Here is a 21,731-nt window from a genome sequence, read left to right as displayed (position 1 = left end):
GATCCTAAACGCCATCATCAAACAATCCACAGTTGCTTGTCCCGGTGGTCCATGCCCCTCGCGAGATGGATTGCCGGGACAAGCCCGGCAATGACGGCCGCCCCCCCCCGCTTCCCGGCGGCGATTTCCCTGAAAACCTGAAATGCCCTAAAAGGGCGCCGACATTGCGGAGGCACAATGCCGGCATCGCCGTTCGAACTTTCGGCCCTCAGGGACATCATCACCGCCCGTTTTCCTGCGCTGGAAAACGCATCCTTCCGCCTGCTGTCCGAAGGCTGGGACAGCGTCGCCGTGGATGTCGATGACCGGATCATCTTCAAGTTTCCGCGGCACGAACGGGGCGAAGCCGCGCTGCGCCGCGAGGTGAACATTCTCGGGCTGGTGGGGGCCAAGGTCGATATACACGTGCCCTCCCTGACGCTGTCCGAAACCCCGCTTGTCTTTTCCCGCCACGACAAGATAGCGGGCAATCATCTCGTCACCCCGCAATATGAGGCGCTGGACGATGCCGCTCGCCGGGCCCTCGGTGCGGCGATGGGGCATTTTTACGCCCAATTGCACGATATCGATCCCGCCGAGGCCGTGGCGGCCGGCGCCCTTCCGGTCGAAGCCTGGCTCGATGCCGACGATATCCTGCGCCGCATCCGGCCGGTCCTGCCCGAAACGCTGTGGCCCTTCGCCGAAGCGATCATGGCAGGCTGGGGCGATCTCGACCCTGATCCCTACGGCACCATTTACGGCTTTTTCGACGGCATGGCTGGAACATGGCCTTCGACCATGCCGCCGGGCGGCTCAACGGCGTTTACGACTTCGCCGATTCCGGCCTCGGGCCCCTGCATCAGGATTTTCTCTATTCCAACCTGATCTCGGCCGATCTGACCGCGCGGATCATCACGGCCTATGAACGCGAGACCGGCCGCCATATCGATCGGGACAGGGTGGACCTTCTCACCGGCACCCATCGCCTGTGGGAACTGGCCATGGAAGCCCATCTGCCGGCCCATATCGATGCGCTGGTCGAAGCCATCGCCCTCTGGGCCGGGCGAAGCCGCTAGCTAATATTGCGCCACCCGCCGCGCATAGGTGGACATGAAATCGAGCGAGGCCAGCACGCCGCGCAGCGACATCCAGCTTTCGACCGGCTTTTCCACGCCCACCAGCGGCACCGACAGGGTCAGCGCATTGCGTTCCGCCATCCTTGCCAGCACTGCCTCCCGATCGGCGCCGACGAGGAAGAACTGGTTGGTCACATTGTGACGGGTTTCGATATCACTGCCCCAGCTCAGCGCGATCGGGGCCTCGCCACCAAAGCGCAGCAATATCGGACGTTCGACATCATATTCGCCGCTCGCCGGCGCCACTGTGATGGCCAGGTCGATCTCGCCATCGAGCCGGTTGTGGATCAGCGTCAGCTTGTAGGCCGGCAGGCTGGCATCGTTCAATTCCGCGCTACCGGTGCTGGCAAAGCAGGAATAGCCGTAAAAATCGGCGGCATCCTCGTCGATATTGTCCGGGCAGGCGGCCAGCCAGTCGCGGTGATATTCCCGCCATTCTCCGGAGGAATGATGTAACGGCTGGGCCAGGGCCGGGCCGCCGAGCGCCAACAGCGCCGCAAGGCAGATCGCATTGCGCATTCGGTCTCTCTTACCTTTGCCCCCCGGCCGGTTTCTTGTATCAGCTTGGGGCGAAAAATCGAATGGGACATCGGTATGAGCACCGAAACGATCAATGGCCATATCCTGTTTTTTGTCGCTTCCGAGGGCCCCGCCCTCAGCAGCGAACAGGATGCGCTCGACCTCCTGGGCGAGACCTATGGCACCGAGGCCGAGATGATCGTCGTCCCGGCGGGTCGCTTCGCCCCCGAATTCTTCGATCTCAGCACCAGGCTGGCCGGGCATTTCTTCCAGAAGCTGCAGAATTACCAGATGCGTCTCGCCATTGTCGGCGACATTGCCGGCCATGTTTCCCGCAGCACGGCCCTGCGCGACTTCGTCGGCGAAACCAATCGCGTCGGCCACCATATCTTCGCCGCCGACCGCGCGGCGCTGGAGGCCGGCCTTGGCCGGAAAGCCTGACCATGGCGCGGATCAAGACCGAGGCGGCCTCAGCCGAATTGTTCGCGCCCGAGGCGGGTTTCCCCGATTTCAGCCATGAGGAGATGCTCATGGCGCGCGGCGCGCTTCTGGTGGCCGGGGTCGACGAGGCCGGGCGCGGGCCACTGGCCGGGCCGGTCGTGGTCGCCGCGGTGCGGCTCGATCCGGACCGCATCCCCGCCGGCCTAAACGATTCCAAGAAGCTGACGCCCGAGCGGCGCGACGCGCTCTATGAGGAGATCGTCGCCAGCGCCGAGATCGCCATCGTCTCCGCGCCGCCCAGCGACATTCTCGCGCTCAATATCCGCGGGGCCACGCTCGCGGCCATGGCCCGCGCCGTCCGCGCCCTGCCCCGCCCTGTCGACCGGGTGCTGGTGGATGGCCGCGACGTGCCGCCCGGCCTGCCCTGCCCCGGCGTGGCGCTGATCGGCGGCGACGGGCGCAGCGTCTCCATCGCGGCGGCCTCCATCGTGGCCAAGGTCACAAGAGACCGCATGTGCGCGATCATGGATTGCGACGCGCCCCATTTCGGCTTTGCCGGGCACAAGGGCTATTCCACCGCCGCCCATCTCGCCGCGCTGGACCGCCACGGCCCCTGCCGCCACCACCGCTCCGAATTCGCGCCGGTCGCCGCTTTGCTGGTGCGGAAGACCACGCTGGTGGTCGCCGGTTAACCCCCCGCTAACCCCTTGCGAACGCTCCATTAACCTCAACGCTTTATAAGAGCCTTGTTAGTACTGCGTTAGGGTTAAGTGCATGTTGCGTACCGCGCGTACGGCCAGCAAGGCCGATGCGGAAAGGGTGGCCACGCGCCTCCCGATCGATACTATCCTTGTGGGCGATTGCATCGACCACATGAATAGTTTGCCGGCCGGCTCCATCGATCTCATTTTCGCCGATCCCCCCTATAACCTCCAGCTCGAGCAGGGGCTGACCCGTCCCGACCAGTCCAGGGTCGATGCGGTGGACGACGATTGGGACAAGTTCGACAGCTTCGCCCATTACGACGCCTTCACCCGCGCCTGGCTCTCGGCGGCGCGGCGGCTGCTCAAGCCCGATGGCGCGCTCTGGGTCATCGGCTCCTATCACAATATCTTCCGCGTCGGCGCCGCGCTCCAGGATCTCGATTTCTGGATGCTGAACGACATCGTCTGGCGCAAGGCCAATCCGATGCCCAATTTCCGCGGCACGCGCTTCACCAATGCGCATGAGACGCTGATCTGGGCCGCCAAGAGCCAGAAAAGCCGCGTGACCTTCAATTACGAAGCCATGAAACTGGCCAATGACGACACGCAGATGCGCTCCGACTGGCTCTTCCCCATCTGCACCGGCGCCGAGCGCCTCAAGGACGAGGACGAGAACAAGCTGCATCCGACCCAGAAGCCGGAAGCCCTCCTGTTCCGCATCCTCAATGCCACGACCAAGCCGGGCGACATCGTACTCGATCCCTTTTTCGGCACCGGCACGACCGGCGCCGTGGCCCGCAAGCTGGGCCGGCACTTCATCGGCATCGAGCGCGAGCAGGCCTATATCGCCGGCGCCCGCCAGCGCATCGCCTCTATCCGCCCCGGCGTTTTCGAGGCGCTGCAATCGGTGACGCCCAAGCGCAAGGAAGCCCGCATTCCCTTCGGTTCGCTGGTCGAGCAGGGCCTTATCGAGGTGGGCGCGCAACTTTTCGACGCGGGCCGGCGTTATTCGGCCATGGTTCGTGCAGACGGCTCGCTCGTCTCCGGTCCGCATCAGGGGTCGATCCACAAGGTCGGCGCGCTGGTTCAGGGTTCGGAGTCATGCAACGGGTGGACCTTCTGGCACCACGAACAAGCCGGGCGAATGGAGCCCCTGGATACGTTCAGGACCGACATTCGCCAAAAACTTGATTTGCTTTCTGCCTGATCCTGACCTCCAATCTCCCCATCAGGCTCTATCAACTGGCCGCCGGTTTGCCCCGGCGGCCTTTTTGTTGGCTAGGGCGTAATGAGCGCTACGGTCGGGAAGTAGGTTTCGTATCTCTGCCGGTCTCGCGTGAGCAGGGGAAGCTGCGCCACGGCAGCCTGGGCGCCGATGAAAAAATCCGGCAGCACCCCCGTTCGTACCCCACCGGCCTGGCGGTAGCGCTGGAACGCCTTTGCCGCCAGAAACAGGGCCTCCCGCGGAATTGCCGCATGCACCAATTGCATCTGTGCAAACAGGTGTTCGACTTCGGCCGCCGACCGGTATCGCACGGCTATTTCGGCAAATATCACGTCATTGATGACGAGGGGCCCGCGGCGACGGGCCTCATCGAGCTGGGTGACCGACCAGGTTACCCATTCGGCATCGCCGGTTATGACATCAAGCAGGACATTGGTATCAACGAGGGTCAATCGTCACCGCGAGTCAGCGCCATGACCTCGTCAGTGGTCATTCCGGGGCCGGCATGACCGACAAATTGCGAGAAGAAGCTCGACCGCTCGCCACTGGCCGCAACGATAACGATTTCACCCTTGTCATTGCGCCGAAAGTCCACGGCGCTGCCGGGCTGCAAGCCGAGCAGCTCGCGAATGGGCTTGGGTATCGTCACCCGCCCGTCCTCGGTTACGGTTGATGTCATGACCACCTCCGTCGCGCCTAAAATAGTACTCAACGCAGCAGCAGACAAGACTCAGCTCTCCAGCCCCGCCTGCGCCAGCACCTTGCGGAACAGTGTCGGCAGCGCTTCGCCCTTCAGCGCCTCCGGCTCCGCCCACCAGCCGCCATCCAGGCCGTCGGGCACGACGATTGCCGACCACACTTCCAGTTCCAGCCGGAAATGGGTGAAGACATGCACCACCTGCCCGCGATGGTGCCATTGGGCCTCGCGCGGATAAGCGGGGGTGCCGAGTTCGGCGCTCCAGTCCGATCCGGGCACTTCGGTCATGCCGGCCAGCAGGCCCTTGGGCGGGCGGCTTTGCAGGTAAACGTCGCCCGCTGCATCGGTCATCACGAAAGCATGGCCCTTTCGCACCGGCTTTTCGGCCTTTTCCGGCTTGACGGGATAGAGCAGCGGCGTGCCGTCGCGCGCGGCCACGCAGGCGGGCTGCAACGGGCAGAGGAGGCAGGTGGCGCTGCGCGGCGCGCAGATCGTGGCGCCCAGGTCCATCATGGCCTGGGCGAAATCGCCGGCCCGTTCCGGCACCGAAGCCTGCAGGGCTGCGCGCAATTGTTCCTTGGCCTCGCGCACCGGCACGTCCAGCGCATGATAGCGCGCCAGCACCCGGTCGAGATTGCCGTCGAGCACGGCCACGGGTTCGTCGAAACAGATGGCGGCGATGGCCGCGCCGGTATAGGCGCCGATGCCGGGCAGGCTTTGCAGCGCCGCCGAACTGGCGGGAAAAACCCCGCCATGCTCCCGCACCACGGCCTGGGCGCAGGCATGCAGGTTCCGCGCCCGGGCGTAATAGCCCAGCCCCGCCCATTCGCGCAGCACCGAATCGAGCGGCGCGGCCGCCAGGTCCTCGACGCGCGGCCAGAGCCCGGTAAAGCGCAGGAAATAGGCTTTCACCGCCGCCACCGTGGTCTGTTGCAGCATCACCTCGCTCAGCCAGACGCGATAGGGATCGGGACGCAGGCCGGCTTTCCGATCCGCCGGCGACACGCGCCAGGGCAGGTCGCGGGCGTGGCTGTCATACCAGGCCAGGACGGCCGGCGCATCGATGGGATGGGGATTGGAAAGGGGCAATTGGGGCATTTCTATTGGTAACGCGCGCACGCTACCTGCGGGGTCAAGCGCGGTCCATTCAAAATGACCTCTCGCGCCCTTATTCCGGTGGCTCCTTCGCCTCCCTCCCCTCAAGCGCAGGGCTATCGCATGTGGCCAAGCGTATCGTGCCTGCCGGCACCCCCTCCCATCCTCCCCCGTCAAGGGGGAGGTGCTGCATCCAGTGTAGGGCGGTATTTGCTTCTCATACGCCGGCCCGGCACCCTCCCCCTTGCGGGGAGGGATGGGGAGGGGGATGGCCCCCTCGATCTTATCGGCCCATATGCGATAGCCTTGGGCCCGCGCTTTGGATCGCCCGAAACACTGCCCTTCCCCCAAGGGAGGCCCGGTGGGGTTCTCATCTCTTGCCCTTGCCCCCGCCCCGCGCTACTCCAATCCCATGCCCAGGGACGAGCCACCCGAATATAAGCGCCGCAACAAGGCCGTTTCCGTCGCCGACGCGCTGGCGGGGGCGATCGATCCGGTCTTGCGCAAGCGCGGCTTTGCCGGCCGGGACATCATCACCCATTGGGCCGCCATCGCCCCGCCCCCCTTCGACAGGACCTGCCGGCCCGACAAACTGAGCTGGCCGCGCGGCAGCAGCAATGCCGATGGCGCCACTTTGGTGCTGCGCTGCGCGCCGGGCCAGGCGCTCTTCGCCCAGCACGAGGCGCCGGCCATTGCGGCGGCGATCAACCGCTATTTCGGCTATGTCCTGGTCAAGGATGTACGGCTTTCGGCCGAGCCGTTCACCCCCGGTTCAGCCGTCAAGGCGCAAAAACCCTTCCAACCGAGCCAGAGCACCATCGCAAAGGTCGGCAAGCAGACCGAAAAGGTCGAAGACGGCGATCTGAGGGAGGCGTTGCAGGTCCTGGGCCTGGCGCTCTCCAGCAGATCGGAACGACGGAGCCGCTAGCAGTTCACCGGGTGTTGATGGGAATGCCCACTTGCCGACACCTTCGGCCCGTGTAGTGTCCGGCACATAATCATCAGGAGCCTCTCACGTGAAATTCAATCGCCGCGAAACCATTCTCCTTGCCGCCGCTGCCTCGGCGCTCAGCCTTTCGGGTATCGGGATTGCGCAGGGCGCCGAAGGCGACGTCATCGATGAGGCCCGCCTGATGGCGCCGGCCGGTGGCCTGGAGGACCATGTCGAGGGCAATGCCGATGCTCCGGTCACCGTCATCGAATATGCCTCGCCCACCTGCCCGCATTGCGCGGCCTTCCACATCAATGTCTATGAGCCCTTCAAGGCGGCCTATATCGACACCGGCAAGGTCAAGTTCATCGTGCGGCCCTTTGCCCGCAATGCGCTGGACGCAGCGATCTTCATGCTGGCCGAGGCCGCCGGCCCCGAGCATTATCACGAAGTGGTCGCGACCTATTTCAAGACCCAGAACGAATGGGGCATGTCCGAAAAGCCGCGCGACGCCATCTTTGCCATTGCCCAGCAATTGGGCTTTACAGAGGAAAGCTTCAACGCCGCCTTGACGAATCAGGATGTGCTGAACGGGATTGAAGCGCAGAAAAACCAGGCGCTCGACGATTTCGGGCTGACGGGGACGCCGACATTCTATGTCAACGGCAAGACACTTTCGGGGGGCAAGACGCTCGAGCAGCTCGCTGCCGAGATCGATCCCCTCGTGCCCGCCGACTTCGTCGCCGCTGACGCCATGGCGCCGGCCGCGCAGTAACACTCGACAAGATGCTTCGGCTCCATCGCCTCCCTCCCCCTTGAAGGGAAGGAATGAGGGAGGGGGTCCATCAGTGGATCGCTGCACCACCCCCTCCCCGGCCCTCCCCGCAAGGGGGAGGGGGCGAAAGAACCCATCCGCCGGCGCGCCGCATTACAGGCGGCGCCGATGAAATTCTCTCGCCTCCGCCTTCACGGCTTCAAATCCTTCTGCGACGAAACCGTGCTTGTCATGGAGCCGGGGCTGACCGGCATTGTCGGCCCCAATGGCTGCGGCAAGTCCAATCTTGTCGAGGCCATGCGCTGGGTCATGGGCGAAAGCTCCTACAAGGCCATGCGCGCCTCGGGCATGGACGACGTCATTTTCTCCGGCTCCGGCAATCGCCCGGCGCGTAATTCGGCCGAAGTCACGCTGGTCCTCGACAATGCCGACCGCACCGCTCCGGCCGCGCTCAACAATGCCGATGTGCTCGAAGTCACCCGCCGGATCGAGCGGGAGGCCGGCTCGGTCTATCGCGTCAACAGCAAGGAAGTGCGCGCCCGCGACGTGCAATTGCTGTTCGCCGATGCCTCGACCGGCGCCCATTCGCCGGCCATGGTGCGCCAGGGGCAGATCGGCGAATTGATCGCCGCCAAGCCCACGGCTCGCCGCGCCCTGCTCGAAGAGGCCGCCGGCATTTCGGGCCTGCATTCGCGCCGCCACGAGGCCGAATTGCGCCTGCGCGCCGCCGAGGGCAATCTCGAGCGCGTCGACGACATTATCGGCCAGATCGAGACCCAGCTCGAAACGCTGAAACGCCAGGCACGGCTGGCGACCCGCTATCGCGGCCTTTCCGGCGAGATTCGCCGCGGCGAGGCGACCCTGTTCCACATCCGCTGGGTCGCCACCCGCGTGGCCGAGAAGGAGAACGAGGCGGCCCAGGCGGTGCTGATCCGCCAGCTCGCCGACGCCACCCATGCCCAGCTCGATGCGCAGAAGGCCGCCGAAAGCGCCGAGGCGGCGCTGACGCCGCTGCGCGAACGCGAGGCGGTCACCGGGGCGGTGCTGCAACGCTATACGATCCTCTCCGAACAGCTCGCCGACGAGGCGCGCCGGATGAGCCAGCGCCGGGCCGAGCTCGAGGATCGCCTGCGCCAGATCGAAGCCGACGGTTCGCGCGAGCGCGAATTGGTGGCCGAAAGCGAGACCACCCTTGCCGCCTATGCACAGGAAGAGGCGCAGTTGAGCGCCGAGCAGCAGGCGGCCCAGGCCGAATATGACGCCGCCCGCATCGCCGCCGACAATGCCCGCGCCGCCGTGGCCGAAGCCGATGCCGCCGGCCGGGCGGCCGCCGATGCCCTGGCGCAATTGCGCGCCCGCCGGGCCCAGGCCGAGCGCAACCTGCTCGATGCGCGCGGCCGCCATGCCCGCCTCGCCCAGCAATTGGCCGAGGTCGAGGCCGACATGGCCGGCGTCATCGCGGCGCTCGATGCCGACGAGACCCTGGCCGGGCGCCGCGCGGCGCTCGATATCGCCCAGGCCGAGGCCGGCGCCGCCGAAAAGGCCGCCCTCCTGGCCGAGGAGCAGGCCGGGGCCGCCCAATCGAAGCTCGACATCGCCCGGCCGCGCCTGGCCGAGCTCGACGCCCTGGTCACCCGGCTCGAGGCGGAGGCGGCCACGCTGGCGAAAATGCTCAATACCGGCGCCAGCCTCTGGCCCGCCGTCATGGACGAGCTCCAGGTCGAGCCCGGCTACGAGACCGCTTTGGGCGCCGCCCTGGGCGACGATCTCGAAGCCTCTTCCGACGCGGGCGCGCCCATGCATTGGTCCATCGCCATCGATCGCTATGACGATCCGCCCCTTCCGCAGGGGGCCGAGCCGCTGTCGCGCCATGTCACCGGGCTCAACCTGCTCGAACGCCGCCTCGCCCAGATCGGGCTGGTCGATGCCGTGGATGGCCCGGCGCTGATGCCGGCGCTCAAGCCGGGCCAGCGCCTCGTCACCCTCGATGGCGCGCTCTGGCGCTGGGATGGTTTCGTCGCCGCCGCCGATGCGCCCAGCGCCGCCGCGCAGCGCCTGGCCCAGCGCAATCGCCTCAACGAGCTCGACGAGGAAATCGCCCGCGCCAAAGGCGAGCGCAATGCCTGGAAGCGCGATGTCGAAGCGCTGGCCGCGGCTCTGGACGCCGCCCGCCAGGCCGAACGGCAGACCCGCGAGGATTGGCGCAAGGCCCAGCATGCCATCGCCGCCGCCCAGTCCGAACTCGACAAGGCCCAGCGCGCCATCGGCGATCTCGCCACCCGCCGCTCCACCCTGGAGGAGGCCCGGGCGCGCCTGTCCGCCAGCCTGGCGGAGGCCCGCGCCATGCAGGACGAAGCCGAGCGCGCCCAGGCCGAGGCCGGCGGTGAAGGCGAAATCGCCGCTTCGGCCGAGTCGGCGCAGCGCCAGCTCGCCGCCCTGCGCGACACGGCCGACCAGGCCCGGCTGCAATTGGCCAATGTCGAATCGGCCGCCCGCATGCGCAGCGCCCGGCTCGATCAATTGGCGCGCGACAAGGCCGCCTGGCAGCGCCGCCGCGAGGGGGCGCAGGGGCAATTGGCCATTCTCGACCAGCGCAGCGGCGAGGTGGAGGCCCAGCTGTCCGGCCTGGCCGAGGCGCCCGAGGGCTTTGCCGGCCGCAAGGCGCAGCTCGACGACCAGATCGAGACCGCCCGCGCCGAGCACCAGCAGGCCGGCGACCGGCTCAACGCCGCCCAGAATGCCTGGCGCGAAGCCGACAAGGCGCTGAAATCAGCCGGCGACGCGCTCAACGCGGTGCGGATCGAGCTCACCCGCATCGAGGAACGCCTCAAGGGCGCCATCGCCCAGCGCCAGCAGATCGAGCGCCAGATCGAGGAAACGCTGGGCATTCCCGCCGGCAAGACGCTGGAAGCCTCCGGCATCCGCCCCGAGGAAGCCCTGCCCAACGAGCAGGCCATCGAAAGCAAGCTCGACCGCCTCAAGGCCGAGCGCGAGCGGCTGGGCGGGGTCAATCTTTCGGCCGAGAAGGAGGCCGAGGAGGTCCAGCTCAAGCTCGACAATATGGTCAAGGACCGCGACGACATCATCGAGGCCATCGCCAAGCTGCGCGCCGGCATTGCCGCGCTCAACCGCGAGGGCCGCGCCCGTCTCAACGAGGCCTTCGGCAAGGTCAATGCGCATTTCCAGGAGCTGTTCACCACCCTGTTCGGCGGCGGCACGGCGGAACTGAGCTTCGTCGAAAGCGACGATCCGCTCGAAGCCGGGCTCGAGATCATCGCTCGCCCGCCGGGCAAGAAGCCGCAGACCATGACCCTGCTGTCCGGCGGCGAGCAGGCGCTGACCGCCATGAGCCTCATCTTCGCGGTCTTTCTCACCAATCCCGCGCCGATCTGCGTGCTCGACGAGGTCGACGCCCCGCTGGACGACGCCAATGTCGAGCGCTTCTGCAACCTGCTCGATTCCATGCGCCAGCGCACCAATACCCGCTTCATGGTGATCACCCACAATCCGATCACCATGAGCCGCATGGATCGCCTGTTCGGTGTCACCATGGCCGAGCGCGGCGTCAGCCAATTGGTCTCGGTGGATTTGCAGACGGCCGAAAGTTTCCGCGAGGCGGGATAGCGTCCACGGCGCCAGAATCCCCCCGTCCTGCCATGACTCTGCCATCATCGGGGTGTGGACAGCATGCCGCACCCCCTCCCTGCTGCAAATATCATTGTTGAAACAAAGATTTAGAGCAACCAAGGCCGCCTTGACACCAAATGGGGCCACCACTATGTTGCGCGCGACTTAAAAGGGCGCCCGTGAATGCGGGGGACGGCCGGCCAAGGGGAGAAGCGGATGAACGTACCGCGGGATAACCAGGGCCAGCCCGATCGCTCTGGAGAGGCGACGCGGGATCTTGCATCGCGCATCGCCTCCGCCAAGCGGGAGCGGGAGCGGGAGGACGACAGAGCCTCACGCGATGCTTCCCCGGAGATGAGCGGTCTGGCGCGTGGTTTGCGCATCGGCACCGAATTCATCGCCGCGGTCCTGGTGGGTGCCGGCATCGGCTACCTGATCGACCTTGGCCTGGGAACCAGCCCCTGGGGCTTGCTCATCCTTCTGCTGATGGGCTTCGCCGCTGGAATCCTGAACGTCATCCGAGTGGTGGCGGAAATGAATGCCGCATCGCCTGCCCCGCCGGGTTCCGATATGGGACCGGGCGCGGAAGACGAAGAGCGGGACGAGAAATGATGACGCTTAGAGGGCTCCATGGCCGGTACTGACCCGATCCACCAGTTTGTCATCTATGACCTGTTCGAGCTTTTCACCCTGGGCGGTGACGGCACGGAAGGTTCGGGCACCACCTTCGCCTTCACCAATTCAGCCCTGTTCATGGTGCTGACCGTGGCGGTGATCACGCTGTTCCTGCTCTGGGCCAGCGCCGGCAAGCGCCTGGTGCCCAACCGGCTGCAATTGACGGCGGAACTGCTCTACGAATTCGTGGCGGGAATGGTCAGAAGCTCGGCCGGCAAGGAAGGCATGAAGTTCTTCCCGCTGGTGTTCAGCCTCTTCACCTTCATCTTCGTGGCCAACATGTTCGGCATGGTGCCCTATTTCTTCACCGTCACCAGCCACATCATCGTCACCTTCGCCCTGTCGATGATGGTGTTCATCACCGTCATTCTCTATGGCTTCATCAAGAACGGCCCGAAATTCCTCAAGCTGTTCGTGCCGGCCGGCGTGCCGGGCTATATCCTCCCCATCGTGACGCCGATCGAGGTCATTTCCTTCCTCTCGCGTCCCATCAGCCTGTCGGTCCGTCTCTTCGGCAATATCCTTGCCGGCCACATCACCCTCAAGGTGTTCACCGGCTTTGCCGTGATGATGATCGCCGGCCTGGGTGCCGTGGGCTGGGCAGCCGCCATCCTGCCGATGACCATGGCTGTCGCCATCACCGGCCTCGAGTTTCTCGTCGGTTCAGTTCAGGCCTATGTCTTCGCGGTCCTGACCTGCATGTATCTCAACGACGCGATCCACCCGTCCCACTAACCACAAATTTCGGCGGATGGCCCGCCGGACCCCAAAGTCGCTTGAAAGGACATTAAAATGGAAGCTGAAGCCGCAAAGTTCATCGGTGCCGGTATTGCCACCTTCGGTATGGCTGGTGCCGCCCTGGGCGTGGCCAACATCTTCGGCAACTTCCTCTCGGGTGCCCTGCGCAACCCGTCGGCTGCCCCGAGCCAGTTCGGTAACCTGATCTTCGGTTTCGCCGTGACCGAAGCTCTGGGCATCTTCTCGTTCCTGGTTGCCCTGATCCTGCTGTTCGTCGCCTAATTCGCGACGGCACGAGACTATCGCAGCCGGACTGGTTCCGGCTGCGCTCCCTTCTCCGGCCCCTGGCCGGATGACCGGATTATGCAATTCCGGCAAGGGCGCAGCTTCTGCGCCCGGAATTGTGTCAACAAGCAGAGAGAGCTGCCTTGCTTTTCGGCCCGAAAGGCAAAGAGTTCTAACGGGACCTCGACCAGATGGTAACGCAAGCCTACGCTCAAGAAGCGGAAATTCCGGCGGAAGAACACGCTGGCGAAGCTGTGCAGGTGGTTGACGGCGTGCACGCCGATCCGACCGAGGGCACGCATGCCACGACCGAAGCGCATGGCGATGACCATCATTCGGATGTTTTCCCGCCCTTCGACCCCGCGACCTTTCCCAGCCAGCTCCTGTGGCTCGCCATCACTTTCGGCCTGCTCTATGTGCTGATGAGCAGGCTTGCCCTGCCCCGGCTGGGCGGCATCCTGGAAAACCGCAAGGCCCTGATCGATGCCGATCTGGCGGCCGCCGATGCGGATCGCCAGAAGACCGACGCTGCCATCGCCGCCTATGAGAAGGCGCTGGCGGAAGCCAAGGCCAAGGCGCAGGGCATCGCCACCGAGACCCGCTCGGCCATCCAGGCCGATCTGGCCAGCAAGCGCAACGCGGTGGAAACCGAGCTGTCCGCCAAGGTCAGCGCCGCCGAGGCCCGCATCGCCCAGACCAAGGCGGAAGCCCTCACCCATGTCGATGATATCGCCACCGAGACGGCCCAGGCCGTCGTGGGGCAGATCGTCGGCGACGTCCCGGCCGACAGCGTCCGCGCTGCCGTGGCCAAGGTTAAGGGATAAGAGCCATGCCAGATTGGTTGGATAACAGCTTCTTCGCCATGCTGGGCCTCGTCATCTTCGTGGTCCTGATCATCGCCATCGGCGTTCCCGGCATCATCGCCAAGATGCTCGACGGCAAGATCAAGCAGATCGAAGACGACATCTCCGAGGCCAAGCGCCTGCGCGAGGAAGCGGCCGCCCTGCTCGTGGAATATGAGCAGAAGCGCGCCGCCGCCGAGCAGGAGGCCGAAGGCATCGTCACCGCCGCCAAGGTCGAGGCCGAGCGCCTCACCGCCGAAGCCCAGGCTTCGCTGGCCGATCTCGTCACCCGCCGCACCAAGAATGTGGAAGACAAGATCGCCCAGGCCGAAGCCCAGGCCATCGCCGAGGTCCGCGCCCGTTCCGCCGACATCGCCATCGAGGCGGCCCGCACCGTTCTCTCCGACGAGATGAACAAGAATGGCGGCAAGGTCATCGACGCCGCCATCGCCGACGTCGCCGGACGCCTCAACTAGGACCGATCCGGTCTCACCAGAATCAAGGCGGGCAGCAATGCCCGCCTTTTTTGTTTGGGAACCTATCGGCTCCTGCCCACCCTCCCCCTTGAGCGGAGGGTACCGAAGCTAGGCCAATTGGCCGTAGCGCAGGTAGGGAGGGGGTGTCCGAGCCAAGTTGGAACACCAGGCGCCCACCCGAGCACCGCCAAGGTCCTTACGGACCTAAGCTGGGCTTGCCCTCCCCGCAAGGGAGAGGGCCCGGGCCGGCGTTTGGCCTAAAAACTTGCCCCACACTGGATGCGGCACCTCCCCCTTAACGGGGGAGGTAGCGCAGCTTGGCCGAAGGCCTAGCGGGGCTAGGAGGGGGTGCAGGCACGCACGAGACATTTGCTCGTGTGGCCATCGCCCCCCCTCGGGTTCGGCCCGAGGGTGACGACGGGAGAGTTTGTCAGCATACCCACCCACCGCCCTTCCCTTCTCCCCTCGTGGGAGAAGGTGGCTCGCGCAAAGCGCGAGACGGATGAGGGGGGGCCTCCCCCCACACATCCCCTGCACAAACGCCAACCCGCGATTGACGCCTCGCAAAATCTCCATCATGGTGCACTCGACTGCGGGAGAGACCGGCCCAGCGCCGGCGCCGAAGGAGCAACCGCCCCGGAAACTCTCAGGCATCAGGGACCGCAGTCAGGTCGTACACTCTGGAAAGCAAGCCGCTTGCGGCTTCTCCGAAGGAGCAACCGGCGCTCAGCCGGGAAATCTCTCAGGGCAAGGACAGAGGGGGCACGCATTCCGCCACGTGGCGGAGCCTTGTCGTGTCGCCGTCCAGCCAGAGAGAGTCCATGGCCGATATCCCTTCCGAAGATCTCAAGCAGACCCCCCTCTACGAGCGCCACGTCACCGCCGGCGGCCGCCTCGTGCCCTTTGGCGGCTATGCCCTGCCGGTGCAATATCCCACCGGCATCATGGCCGAGCACAAATGGACGCGCGAGCATGCCGGCCTGTTCGATGTCAGCCATATGGGGCCGGGCTTTCTCATGCTCGCCAATCCGTCCGGCGACGCGGAAGCCGATCATGCCGCCATTGCCGGCATCATCGAGCCGCTGATCTGCGGCGACATTGCCGGGCTCAAGCCGGGGCAGATCCGCTATACGCTGCTGCTCAATGCGGAGGGCGGCATCATCGACGACCTCATGGTCGCCCGCTCGCCCCTCGTGGCCGGCGGTCTCTATATCGTGGTCAATGCCGGCACCAAGGACAATGATTTCGCCCTCATCGAGAAAGCGGCCGGCGACAAGGCCCGCCTGATCCGCGCCGATGACGATTATGCCCTGCTCGCCCTCCAGGGCCCCGAGGCCGTCAATGTCATGGCCGCCCTTATCCCCGAGGCCATCGCTCTCGGTTTCATGAATTACGGTGCCTTCGAATGGGGCCGCGACAAGGTCTTCGTCGCCCGGTCCGGCTATACCGGCGAGGACGGGTTCGAAATCCTGGTCAATCGCCACGAGGCCGTCGCCCTCTGGGACGAATTGCTCTCCGATCCGCGCGTCAAGCCAATCGGCCTGGGCGCCCGCGACAGCCTGCGTCTCGAAGCCGGCCTGCCGCTTTACGGCCATGACCTCGACGAAACCGTTTCCCCCATCGAGGCCGATCTGGGCTTCGCCGTTTCCAAGCGCCGCCGCGAGGCCGCCGATTTCCCCGGCGCCGGGCGCATTCTCGCCGAGCGCGAGGGCCAGCCCGCCCGCAAGCGCGTTGCCCTCCTGGTGGAGGGCGCGCCGGCCCGTGAAGGCGCCGAAATCCTCAACGCGGCGGGCCAGGCCATCGGCGTGGTCACCAGCGGCGGTTTCGCGCCCTCGCTGGGCCGCGCCATCGCGCTGGGCTTCGTGCCGCCGCAGCTCACCGCGCCCGGCACAAAGCTCCAGGTTTCCGTGCGCGGCCGCGCCCAGCCGGCCGAAGTCAGTGCCAGCCCCTTCGTTCCCCACCGCTATTTCCGCAAGTCAGCCTGAGGCCTCCCCATGACCACTAAATTCACCCCCGACCACGAATATATCCGCGTCGACGGCGAGACCGGCATTGTCGGCATCACCACCTACGCGCAGGAGCAATTGGGCGACATCGTCTTTGTCGAGCTGCCCGCCATCGGCAAGGTGCTCAGGAAGGGCGACGAGGCCGCCGTGGTCGAATCCGTCAAGGCTGCGTCCGAAATTTACGCTCCGGTGTCCGGTGAGGTTGTCGAGGTTAACAGTCTGCTAACCTCAGAGCCCGGAATGCTGAACTCCGCGCCCGAAGGCGAAGGCTGGATTTTCAAGCTCAAAATCGCCGATTCCGCCGAGATCGACAGCCTGCTCGATGCCGACGGCTATGCCGATCTGACCCTCTAATCCCCTGATCCATATGCGCTATCTTCCCCATTCCGCCCATGAGCGCGCCGAAATGCTCGGCGTCATCGGCGCGCCCGATATCGACGCCCTGTTCAGCGCCGTTCCCAAACCCGCGCTCAAGAATTTTTCCCTGGATTTACCGGCACATAGCCCGGAATTCCTGGTCGAAGCCCATATGCGCGCCCTGGCCGGCCGCAACCATGCCGCCGGCGACGGTCCCTTCTTCGTCGGGGCCGGCGCTTACCGCCATCATATCCCAGCCACGGTCGACCATTTAATCCAGCGTTCCGAATGGCTTACGGCCTATACGCCCTATCAGCCGGAGATCTCGCAAGGCACGCTGCAGATGCTTTTCGAGTTCCAGACCCAGGTGGCCAAGATCACCGGCATGGACGTCGCCAATGCTTCGCTCTACGACGGCTCCACCGGCACCGCCGAGGCCGTGCTCATGGCCAGGCGCCTGACACGCAAGAATAAAATCGTCCTCTCCGGCGGCCTGCACCCGCATTACCGCGACGTGGTGAAGGCCTATCTCAAGGACGATCCGGACCTGGTCTGCCTCTCCCCCTCCCCGACCGGACAGGGCGATATTCTGGAGCAGATCGACGGCAATACCGCCGCCATCGTCATCCAAACCCCTGATTTCTATGGCCATCTTCGCGACCTGAAATCCGCCGCCGACGCCGCCCATGCCCAGGGCGCGCTGCTGATCGTGGTGGTCACCGAAGTGGTGTCGCTGGGCCTGCTCGAAGCGCCCGGCGCCCTGGGCGCGGACATCGTGGTGGCCGAAGGCCAGTCGATCGGCAACGCGCTCAATTTCGGCGGCCCCTATCTCGGGCTCATGGCGACCCGCAGGGACTTCATCCGCCAGATGCCGGGCCGGCTTTGCGGCGAAACCGTCGATGCCGACGGCAATCGCGGCTTCGTGCTGACCCTGTCCACCCGCGAGCAGCATATCCGCCGCGAGAAGGCCACCTCAAATATCTGTACGAATTCAGGGCTTTGCGCCCTAGCCTTCTCCATCCACATGGCCCTGCTCGGCGAAGCCGGCTTCACCCGCCTCGCTCGCCTCAACCATGCCAATGCCATCCGGTTGGCCGATGCGCTGGCCGGCGTGCCGGGCGTGGAGGTGCTGAACAAGACCTTCTTCAACGAGATGACCATCCGCACCGCCCAGCCCGCCGCGGGCCTGGTCGAGCGCCTTGCCCGGCGCGGCATCCTGGCGGGCGTGCCGGCATCCCGCCTGCTGCCCGGCGATCCCGAGGTCGAGAACCTCATCATCCTGGCCGCCACCGAACTCACTACCGAGGCCGATATCGCCGCCCTGGTCGCGGCGCTTATGGAGGAGCTGGCATGAGCATGAACAATCAGGGCCGCCCCACCGGCGTGGGCACGGCCGGCACCATTGCTTCCGGCTCGGCTCTCCTGCCCGACGAACCGCTGCTGTTCGAAATCGGCGATACCGAACATTCCGGCGTCGACCTGCCCGAAATCGACCTGGCCGAAGATCGCCTCGGCGGCTTTGCCCGCAAGAGCAAGCTGGACCTGGCCGGCCTCACCGAGCCCGAGGCCATGCGCCATTATGTGCGCCTCTCCCGCCTCAATCACTCGATCGACAGCGGCATGTATCCGCTGGGTTCGTGCACGATGAAGCACAATCCGCGCCTCAACGAGAAGATGGCGCGCCTGCCCGGCTTTTCGGACATTCACCCCTTGCAGCCGGTCTCCACCGTGCAGGGCGCGCTGGAGCTGATGAACCAGCTTTCGCACTGGCTGATGACACTCACCAATACGGCCGCCGTGGCCCTCTCGCCCAAGGCGGGCGCGCATGGCGAATTGCTCGGCATGATGGCCATCAAGGCGGCGCAGGAGGCCAAGGGCGAAGCGCATCGCAAGATCGTCCTCGTCCCCGAAAGCGCGCATGGCACCAATCCGGCCACGGCCGCTTTCCTCGGCTATAGCGTCAAGCCGGTGCCCGCCAGGGATGACGGCACCGTCGATGTCGAAGCGGTCAAGGCGGCCCTGTCGCCGGAGGTCGCGGCGATCATGCTGACCAATCCCAATACCTGCGGCCTGTTCGAGCCCCAGGTCATCGAGATCGCCAAGGCCGTACACGAAGCCGGCGCCTTCTTTTATTGCGACGGCGCCAATTTCAACGCCATCATGGGCGTGGTCCGGCCGGGCGATCTCGGCATCGACGCCATGCATATCAACCTGCACAAGACCTTTTCGACGCCCCATGGCGGCGGTGGTCCGGGTGCGGGTCCCGTGGTGCTCTCCGAGGCCCTGGCACCCTTCGCGCCCGTTCCGTTCATCAAGCGGGTCCAGGATGGCCTCGACCTGGTCGAGCATGTCGAAGAACAGGCCCTGGGCCGCGTCACGGCCTTCCACGGCCAGATGGGCATGTATGTCCGCGCGCTGACCTATATGCTCAGCCACGGCGCCGACGGCCTGGCGCAGGCGGCCGAAGATGCCGTGCTCAACGCCAATTACATCAAGGCGCGGCTCGAGCACCTGTTCTCGGTGCCCTTCCCCGACTATCCCACCATGCATGAAGCGCTTTTCGACGACAGTTTCCTCAAGGGCACCGGCGTCACCACGCTCGACTTCGCCAAGGCGATGATCGACGAGGGCTTCCACCCCATGACCATGTATTTCCCGCTGGTCGTGCACGGGGCGATGCTGGTCGAACCGACGGAAAGCGAGAGCAAGCAGACGCTGGATCGCTTCTGCGACGTCATGGCCGACCTTGCCAGCGATGCCAAGGCCGGCAATACGGAACGCTTCACCGCCGCCCCGATGAAGGCGCCGCGCCGGCGCCTCGACGAAACCCGCGCTGCCCGCCAGCCGGTATTGAAATGGGAACGGCCGGACGATCTGCCGCAAGTGGCGGAATAAGCGGGCCAAGGGACCTGCGGCGGGGGCGTTGCGACGGAAATCATCGCCCTGCCCAGCCGCAGCCTTCCCCCGGATCGTCACCCTCGGGCTTGACCCGAGGGGTCTTTCCTGTCGCAACATCGCAAGAGCCCTCGGGTCAAGCCCGAGGGTGACGAGCGGTGCGTCGCGCCCGGACGCCTATTCCAGCTTCACCGCCTTCATTCCCAGAAACAGCGGGAATTCCCGCGTAGCGCGCTTGTCGGCGCGCTTGTCCTGCGGGCCGGGATTGTCCGCCACTTCCTTTATGCCGGTCACGGCCAGCCCCGCCGCGTTGAGCGCGGCGACATAATCGCCCAACGGGCGATGATAGCTGCGCGTCGTGCCCTGGCCATGCTCCTGCATCGGCACGGCCAGTGCAGAGAGGTAGGAATCGAGCCGGCGATATTTCAGCCCCCGGCCCTCGTCCCAGCCCCAGCCGCTCTGGCGCGGAATGCGGAAGCAGGGATGGAGCATGACCAGGCCCAGTCTTCCGCCCGGCCGCAGCAACCGCGCCGCCTCGGCGATCGCCGCAGCGAGCGGATTGATATCCTGGATGGAGAGCAGGAACGCCGCGGCGTCGAAAGCGCCGGGGGTCAGGAGCTTGTGGTCCGGCAATTGGGTGGCGTCGCCCAGCACGAACCGACCATGGCGGGCATGGTGGCGCCGCGCCACGGCCAGCAGCCGGGAGGACAGGTCGACCCCGATATAGCGCGCGCCCAGATCGGCCACCGGCGGCGCCAGGATGCCATGGCCGCAGCCGAGATCGGCCAGCCGCTCGCCGCCCTTGAGGCTCAGCAATTCCAGCATCAGGGGCACCGCGATGGTGCGATGGTAATGGCTGCCATTGCGGCCGGCCCAGCCGGCATACCAGGAAGCAACAGGGTCCCAGCTCTGCGAGCGGGCGCGGAGGACTTTACTTTTCGATTTCATGATGTGTCTCGGATTCTCGAAGCTGTTCGAGGAACGAGACGGTGCCGTTTCGGAGATCAGGCCCACAGCCCTTCGGCCGGAACCCCGCATGCCACATCACACCGGAAGGCCACAAGCCCCCGGCCGGTCAATCATGGACCGACACCGCCCTCAGGCGTTGCGGATGCGGATGTAGAAAATTGCCATCATGGCCTCCGAAATCATGATCAGCCCCTGGTATCGAAGCCGACCCAGATGGTGATGGTTTCACCACCCAGATAGGGGATCGTGACGTTCTCGACAACCTTGACGAACTCGGCCATCTGCGCCGGCGGCGTGACGGCCACGGGCAAGGTGTATTTTTCCGAGAAGATGGCCTGTCCATCGCGCTCGACGGCGAAGCGGATCGGCGCGTTCACCGAGGTCTGCCGGCCCGCCGGGCCGAGCAGCACGCGGCCGGACACGCCCATATTGACGGTGATCTGGCCGTTGGAGACCACGCAATTGCGGGTCGCCTCGTCGATGACGCCCTGATATTGCAGCGCCTGCGCGTCGCCGGTGCGGCCGTTGCCGTAATAGAACATGGCCTCGCCACCCAGGCGCACCTTGATGGGCGGACATTCGGTGGCGATCACCGGCAGGGCATTGGTCTGCGCCTGCGCCACCGATTGGGGCGTGGCGATGGCGTTCTGCAGGTCGGCATTGCTGGCCGTGCCACCACCCATCAGGCCACCCATGGAACAGCCGGCCAATAGGGCGGCAAGGGCAGCGGCGGCGGGGATGCGGAACATGGACGTCAGGGTGTTGGTCATCTTGGCGCTGGCTCCTGGCGATTAGGCGGCTTCGAGAGCCATGAGAATGGCGGGCGCGCCGCTGGCATTGACGCCGGGCGCATCCTCGACAAATACGGCCTCGACCACGCCATTGTCGATGATCATGGCCGTGCGAGCATAGCGAATGCCCATGCCGGAAGCGGAAAAGTCCCGATCCAGGCCCAGGGCCTTGGCCAGGGCGGCATTGCCGTCGGCCAGGAAAACAATGTCGTCGAGCGCGCCGGATGCCTCGGCCCAGGCCTTCATCACGTGATGGTCGTTGACCGCGGCACAGACGATGCGATCGACGCCCGCGGCGCGCAGCTTGGCAGCATTGGCGACGAAGCCGGGCAGGTGATTGACGTGGCAGGTCGGCGTGAAGGCACCCGGCACGGTGAACAGTACCACCTTGCCCTGGCCCAGCAGCACATCGCTGGAAATGTCCTCGATGCCGGTCTTGCTCACCAGCTTCACCCCCAGAGCGGGGATCGGGTTGCCGCGTTCGATCATTGGTGGAATTTGCCCCATGCTCAGCGGCAAGGCCGCCATATTCCAAGTTCAGGCCCTGCGATATGCGGCTTTGCCCCCG

The 21,731-nt window shown here is 65.6% G+C and carries 24 protein-coding genes and 1 riboswitch; of the genes, 17 read left to right on the top strand and 7 right to left on the bottom strand.

Features of this window, described 5'->3' with window-relative positions:
* The first annotated feature begins 177 nt into the window (after positions 1-177).
* Positions 178-864, top strand: a complete 687-nt coding sequence (locus A3840_RS16985; RefSeq protein WP_281180588.1) for a phosphotransferase family protein — start codon at positions 178-180, stop codon at positions 862-864.
* On the top strand, positions 765-1,055 hold the full coding sequence (locus A3840_RS20170; protein WP_281180587.1) for a phosphotransferase: 291 nt from the start codon (positions 765-767) through the stop codon (positions 1,053-1,055). The genes A3840_RS16985 and A3840_RS20170 overlap by 100 nt, the downstream gene beginning before the upstream one ends.
* Here the strand turns inward: A3840_RS20170 and A3840_RS16980 are convergent, their stop codons facing one another.
* Entirely contained in the window at positions 1,056-1,634 is a 579-nt protein-coding gene (locus A3840_RS16980; RefSeq protein ID WP_067459673.1) for a hypothetical protein, read from the bottom strand. It lies immediately after the preceding gene.
* Between the two features lie 75 nt (positions 1,635-1,709).
* Between A3840_RS16980 and A3840_RS16975 the strand changes: the two genes are divergently transcribed.
* The 3 genes from A3840_RS16975 (at position 1,710) to A3840_RS16965 (ending at position 3,986) form a co-directional block, all read left to right on the top strand.
* Positions 1,710-2,075 (top strand): DUF4180 domain-containing protein, encoded by a 366-nt coding sequence (locus A3840_RS16975; RefSeq protein WP_067459669.1) that lies wholly within the window; start codon positions 1,710-1,712, stop codon positions 2,073-2,075.
* A 2-nt stretch (positions 2,076-2,077) separates the two neighbouring features.
* On the top strand, positions 2,078-2,767 hold the full coding sequence (locus A3840_RS16970) for a ribonuclease HII (RefSeq protein WP_067459667.1): 690 nt from the start codon (positions 2,078-2,080) through the stop codon (positions 2,765-2,767).
* Between the two features lie 82 nt (positions 2,768-2,849).
* A complete protein-coding gene (locus tag A3840_RS16965) occupies positions 2,850-3,986 on the top strand; it encodes a site-specific DNA-methyltransferase (protein ID WP_082903989.1) in 1,137 nt (378 codons plus the stop codon).
* A gap of 71 nt (positions 3,987-4,057) precedes the next feature.
* Here A3840_RS16965 and A3840_RS16960 read toward each other — a convergent pair whose 3' ends face one another.
* Genes A3840_RS16960 through A3840_RS16950 form a run of 3 tightly spaced genes read right to left on the bottom strand, consistent with a single transcriptional unit; the run spans position 4,058 to position 5,799 of the window.
* Positions 4,058-4,456, bottom strand: a complete 399-nt coding sequence (locus A3840_RS16960; protein ID WP_067459664.1) for a type II toxin-antitoxin system VapC family toxin — start codon at positions 4,454-4,456, stop codon at positions 4,058-4,060.
* Entirely contained in the window at positions 4,453-4,683 is a 231-nt protein-coding gene (locus A3840_RS16955; protein WP_067459661.1) for an AbrB/MazE/SpoVT family DNA-binding domain-containing protein, read from the bottom strand. The genes A3840_RS16960 and A3840_RS16955 overlap by 4 nt, the downstream gene beginning before the upstream one ends.
* Positions 4,684-4,734: 51 nt before the next feature.
* Complete coding sequence (locus A3840_RS16950) at positions 4,735-5,799, bottom strand: A/G-specific adenine glycosylase (RefSeq protein ID WP_067459658.1); 1,065 nt, start codon at positions 5,797-5,799, stop codon at positions 4,735-4,737.
* Positions 5,800-6,157: 358 nt separating this feature from the next.
* Here A3840_RS16950 and A3840_RS16945 point away from each other — a divergent pair, with 358 nt between their 5' ends.
* From A3840_RS16945 to gcvPB, 12 genes are all read left to right on the top strand, one after another.
* Complete coding sequence (locus tag A3840_RS16945; RefSeq protein ID WP_131798360.1) at positions 6,158-6,724, top strand: DUF721 domain-containing protein; 567 nt, start codon at positions 6,158-6,160, stop codon at positions 6,722-6,724.
* 88 nt (positions 6,725-6,812) lie between these two features.
* Complete coding sequence (locus A3840_RS16940; protein ID WP_067459652.1) at positions 6,813-7,502, top strand: DsbA family protein; 690 nt, start codon at positions 6,813-6,815, stop codon at positions 7,500-7,502.
* Positions 7,503-7,670: 168 nt separating this feature from the next.
* Positions 7,671-11,126 (top strand): chromosome segregation SMC family protein, encoded by a 3,456-nt coding sequence (locus tag A3840_RS16935; protein ID WP_067459649.1) that lies wholly within the window; start codon positions 7,671-7,673, stop codon positions 11,124-11,126.
* Positions 11,127-11,345: 219 nt separating this feature from the next.
* Positions 11,346-11,741, top strand: coding sequence for an AtpZ/AtpI family protein (locus A3840_RS19180; RefSeq protein ID WP_165603207.1), 396 nt, complete (start codon positions 11,346-11,348; stop codon positions 11,739-11,741).
* Positions 11,742-11,759: 18 nt separating this feature from the next.
* Positions 11,760-12,539: a F0F1 ATP synthase subunit A gene (locus tag A3840_RS16925; protein ID WP_067459643.1), complete on the top strand. Its 780-nt coding sequence runs from the start codon at positions 11,760-11,762 to the stop codon at positions 12,537-12,539.
* A 57-nt stretch (positions 12,540-12,596) separates the two neighbouring features.
* Positions 12,597-12,824 (top strand): F0F1 ATP synthase subunit C, encoded by a 228-nt coding sequence (locus A3840_RS16920; RefSeq protein ID WP_067459640.1) that lies wholly within the window; start codon positions 12,597-12,599, stop codon positions 12,822-12,824.
* Positions 12,825-13,018: 194 nt separating this feature from the next.
* Entirely contained in the window at positions 13,019-13,651 is a 633-nt protein-coding gene (locus tag A3840_RS16915; RefSeq protein WP_082903987.1) for a F0F1 ATP synthase subunit B, read from the top strand.
* Positions 13,652-13,656: 5 nt separating this feature from the next.
* Positions 13,657-14,145 carry a F0F1 ATP synthase subunit B family protein gene (locus A3840_RS16910; RefSeq protein ID WP_067459636.1) on the top strand — a complete coding sequence of 163 codons (489 nt, stop codon included), beginning with the start codon at positions 13,657-13,659 and terminating at the stop codon, positions 14,143-14,145.
* A 583-nt stretch (positions 14,146-14,728) separates the two neighbouring features.
* A riboswitch (glycine riboswitch) is annotated at positions 14,729-14,818 on the top strand.
* A gap of 148 nt (positions 14,819-14,966) precedes the next feature.
* Positions 14,967-16,130, top strand: a complete 1,164-nt coding sequence (gcvT, locus tag A3840_RS16905; RefSeq protein ID WP_067459633.1) for a glycine cleavage system aminomethyltransferase GcvT — start codon at positions 14,967-14,969, stop codon at positions 16,128-16,130.
* Between the two features lie 9 nt (positions 16,131-16,139).
* Positions 16,140-16,505 carry a glycine cleavage system protein GcvH gene (gene gcvH, locus A3840_RS16900; RefSeq protein ID WP_067459630.1) on the top strand — a complete coding sequence of 122 codons (366 nt, stop codon included), beginning with the start codon at positions 16,140-16,142 and terminating at the stop codon, positions 16,503-16,505.
* Between the two features lie 13 nt (positions 16,506-16,518).
* Positions 16,519-17,862, top strand: a complete 1,344-nt coding sequence (gcvPA, locus tag A3840_RS16895) for an aminomethyl-transferring glycine dehydrogenase subunit GcvPA (protein ID WP_067459627.1) — start codon at positions 16,519-16,521, stop codon at positions 17,860-17,862.
* Positions 17,859-19,403, top strand: a complete 1,545-nt coding sequence (gcvPB, locus tag A3840_RS16890) for an aminomethyl-transferring glycine dehydrogenase subunit GcvPB (RefSeq protein ID WP_067459624.1) — start codon at positions 17,859-17,861, stop codon at positions 19,401-19,403. Before gcvPA ends, gcvPB begins: the two co-directional genes overlap by 4 nt.
* A 177-nt stretch (positions 19,404-19,580) precedes the next feature.
* Here gcvPB and A3840_RS16885 read toward each other — a convergent pair whose 3' ends face one another.
* The 3 genes from A3840_RS16885 to A3840_RS16875 all read right to left on the bottom strand — a co-directional run bounded on the left by A3840_RS16885 (position 19,581) and on the right by A3840_RS16875 (position 21,652).
* Positions 19,581-20,351, bottom strand: a complete 771-nt coding sequence (locus tag A3840_RS16885; protein ID WP_067459621.1) for a class I SAM-dependent methyltransferase — start codon at positions 20,349-20,351, stop codon at positions 19,581-19,583.
* A 206-nt stretch (positions 20,352-20,557) separates the two neighbouring features.
* Entirely contained in the window at positions 20,558-21,142 is a 585-nt protein-coding gene (locus A3840_RS16880; RefSeq protein WP_131798359.1) for a hypothetical protein, read from the bottom strand.
* A gap of 21 nt (positions 21,143-21,163) precedes the next feature.
* The gene (locus A3840_RS16875) at positions 21,164-21,652 is read right to left on the bottom strand and encodes a peroxiredoxin (RefSeq protein WP_067459615.1); all 489 of its coding nucleotides are present in this window, start codon (positions 21,650-21,652) and stop codon (positions 21,164-21,166) included.
* Between the last annotated feature and the right edge of the window lie 79 nt (positions 21,653-21,731).

This window comes from Devosia elaeis (assembly GCF_001650025.1).
Taxonomy (GTDB): Bacteria; Pseudomonadota; Alphaproteobacteria; order Rhizobiales; family Devosiaceae; genus Devosia; species Devosia elaeis.
The sequence above is the reverse complement of the archived record's forward strand: the minus strand, read 5'-3'. Positions and strand labels throughout refer to the sequence as shown.

What these genes read in the sequence shown, in the direction of transcription:
- A3840_RS16915 (WP_082903987.1), top strand. Translation starts at nt 13,019, where the DNA reads ATGGTAACGCAAGCCTACGCTCAAGAAGCGGAAATTCCGGCGGAAGAA.
- A3840_RS16965 (WP_082903989.1), top strand. Translation starts at nt 2,850, where the DNA reads ATGTTGCGTACCGCGCGTACGGCCAGCAAGGCCGATGCGGAAAGGGTG.
- A3840_RS16950 (WP_067459658.1), bottom strand. Translation starts at nt 5,799, where the DNA reads ATGCCCCAATTGCCCCTTTCCAATCCCCATCCCATCGATGCGCCGGCC.
- gcvPB (WP_067459624.1), top strand. Translation starts at nt 17,859, where the DNA reads ATGAGCATGAACAATCAGGGCCGCCCCACCGGCGTGGGCACGGCCGGC.
- A3840_RS19180 (WP_165603207.1), top strand. Translation starts at nt 11,346, where the DNA reads ATGAACGTACCGCGGGATAACCAGGGCCAGCCCGATCGCTCTGGAGAG.
- gcvH (WP_067459630.1), top strand. Translation starts at nt 16,140, where the DNA reads ATGACCACTAAATTCACCCCCGACCACGAATATATCCGCGTCGACGGC.
- A3840_RS16880 (WP_131798359.1), bottom strand. Translation starts at nt 21,142, where the DNA reads ATGACCAACACCCTGACGTCCATGTTCCGCATCCCCGCCGCCGCTGCC.
- A3840_RS16970 (WP_067459667.1), top strand. Translation starts at nt 2,078, where the DNA reads ATGGCGCGGATCAAGACCGAGGCGGCCTCAGCCGAATTGTTCGCGCCC.
- A3840_RS16975 (WP_067459669.1), top strand. Translation starts at nt 1,710, where the DNA reads ATGAGCACCGAAACGATCAATGGCCATATCCTGTTTTTTGTCGCTTCC.
- A3840_RS16925 (WP_067459643.1), top strand. Translation starts at nt 11,760, where the DNA reads ATGGCCGGTACTGACCCGATCCACCAGTTTGTCATCTATGACCTGTTC.
- gcvT (WP_067459633.1), top strand. Translation starts at nt 14,967, where the DNA reads ATGGCCGATATCCCTTCCGAAGATCTCAAGCAGACCCCCCTCTACGAG.
- gcvPA (WP_067459627.1), top strand. Translation starts at nt 16,519, where the DNA reads ATGCGCTATCTTCCCCATTCCGCCCATGAGCGCGCCGAAATGCTCGGC.
- A3840_RS16980 (WP_067459673.1), bottom strand. Translation starts at nt 1,634, where the DNA reads ATGCGCAATGCGATCTGCCTTGCGGCGCTGTTGGCGCTCGGCGGCCCG.
- A3840_RS16885 (WP_067459621.1), bottom strand. Translation starts at nt 20,351, where the DNA reads ATGAAATCGAAAAGTAAAGTCCTCCGCGCCCGCTCGCAGAGCTGGGAC.
- A3840_RS20170 (WP_281180587.1), top strand. Translation starts at nt 765, where the DNA reads ATGGCCTTCGACCATGCCGCCGGGCGGCTCAACGGCGTTTACGACTTC.
- A3840_RS16985 (WP_281180588.1), top strand. Translation starts at nt 178, where the DNA reads ATGCCGGCATCGCCGTTCGAACTTTCGGCCCTCAGGGACATCATCACC.
- A3840_RS16875 (WP_067459615.1), bottom strand. Translation starts at nt 21,652, where the DNA reads ATGATCGAACGCGGCAACCCGATCCCCGCTCTGGGGGTGAAGCTGGTG.
- A3840_RS16935 (WP_067459649.1), top strand. Translation starts at nt 7,671, where the DNA reads ATGAAATTCTCTCGCCTCCGCCTTCACGGCTTCAAATCCTTCTGCGAC.
- A3840_RS16910 (WP_067459636.1), top strand. Translation starts at nt 13,657, where the DNA reads ATGCCAGATTGGTTGGATAACAGCTTCTTCGCCATGCTGGGCCTCGTC.
- A3840_RS16955 (WP_067459661.1), bottom strand. Translation starts at nt 4,683, where the DNA reads ATGACATCAACCGTAACCGAGGACGGGCGGGTGACGATACCCAAGCCC.
- A3840_RS16920 (WP_067459640.1), top strand. Translation starts at nt 12,597, where the DNA reads ATGGAAGCTGAAGCCGCAAAGTTCATCGGTGCCGGTATTGCCACCTTC.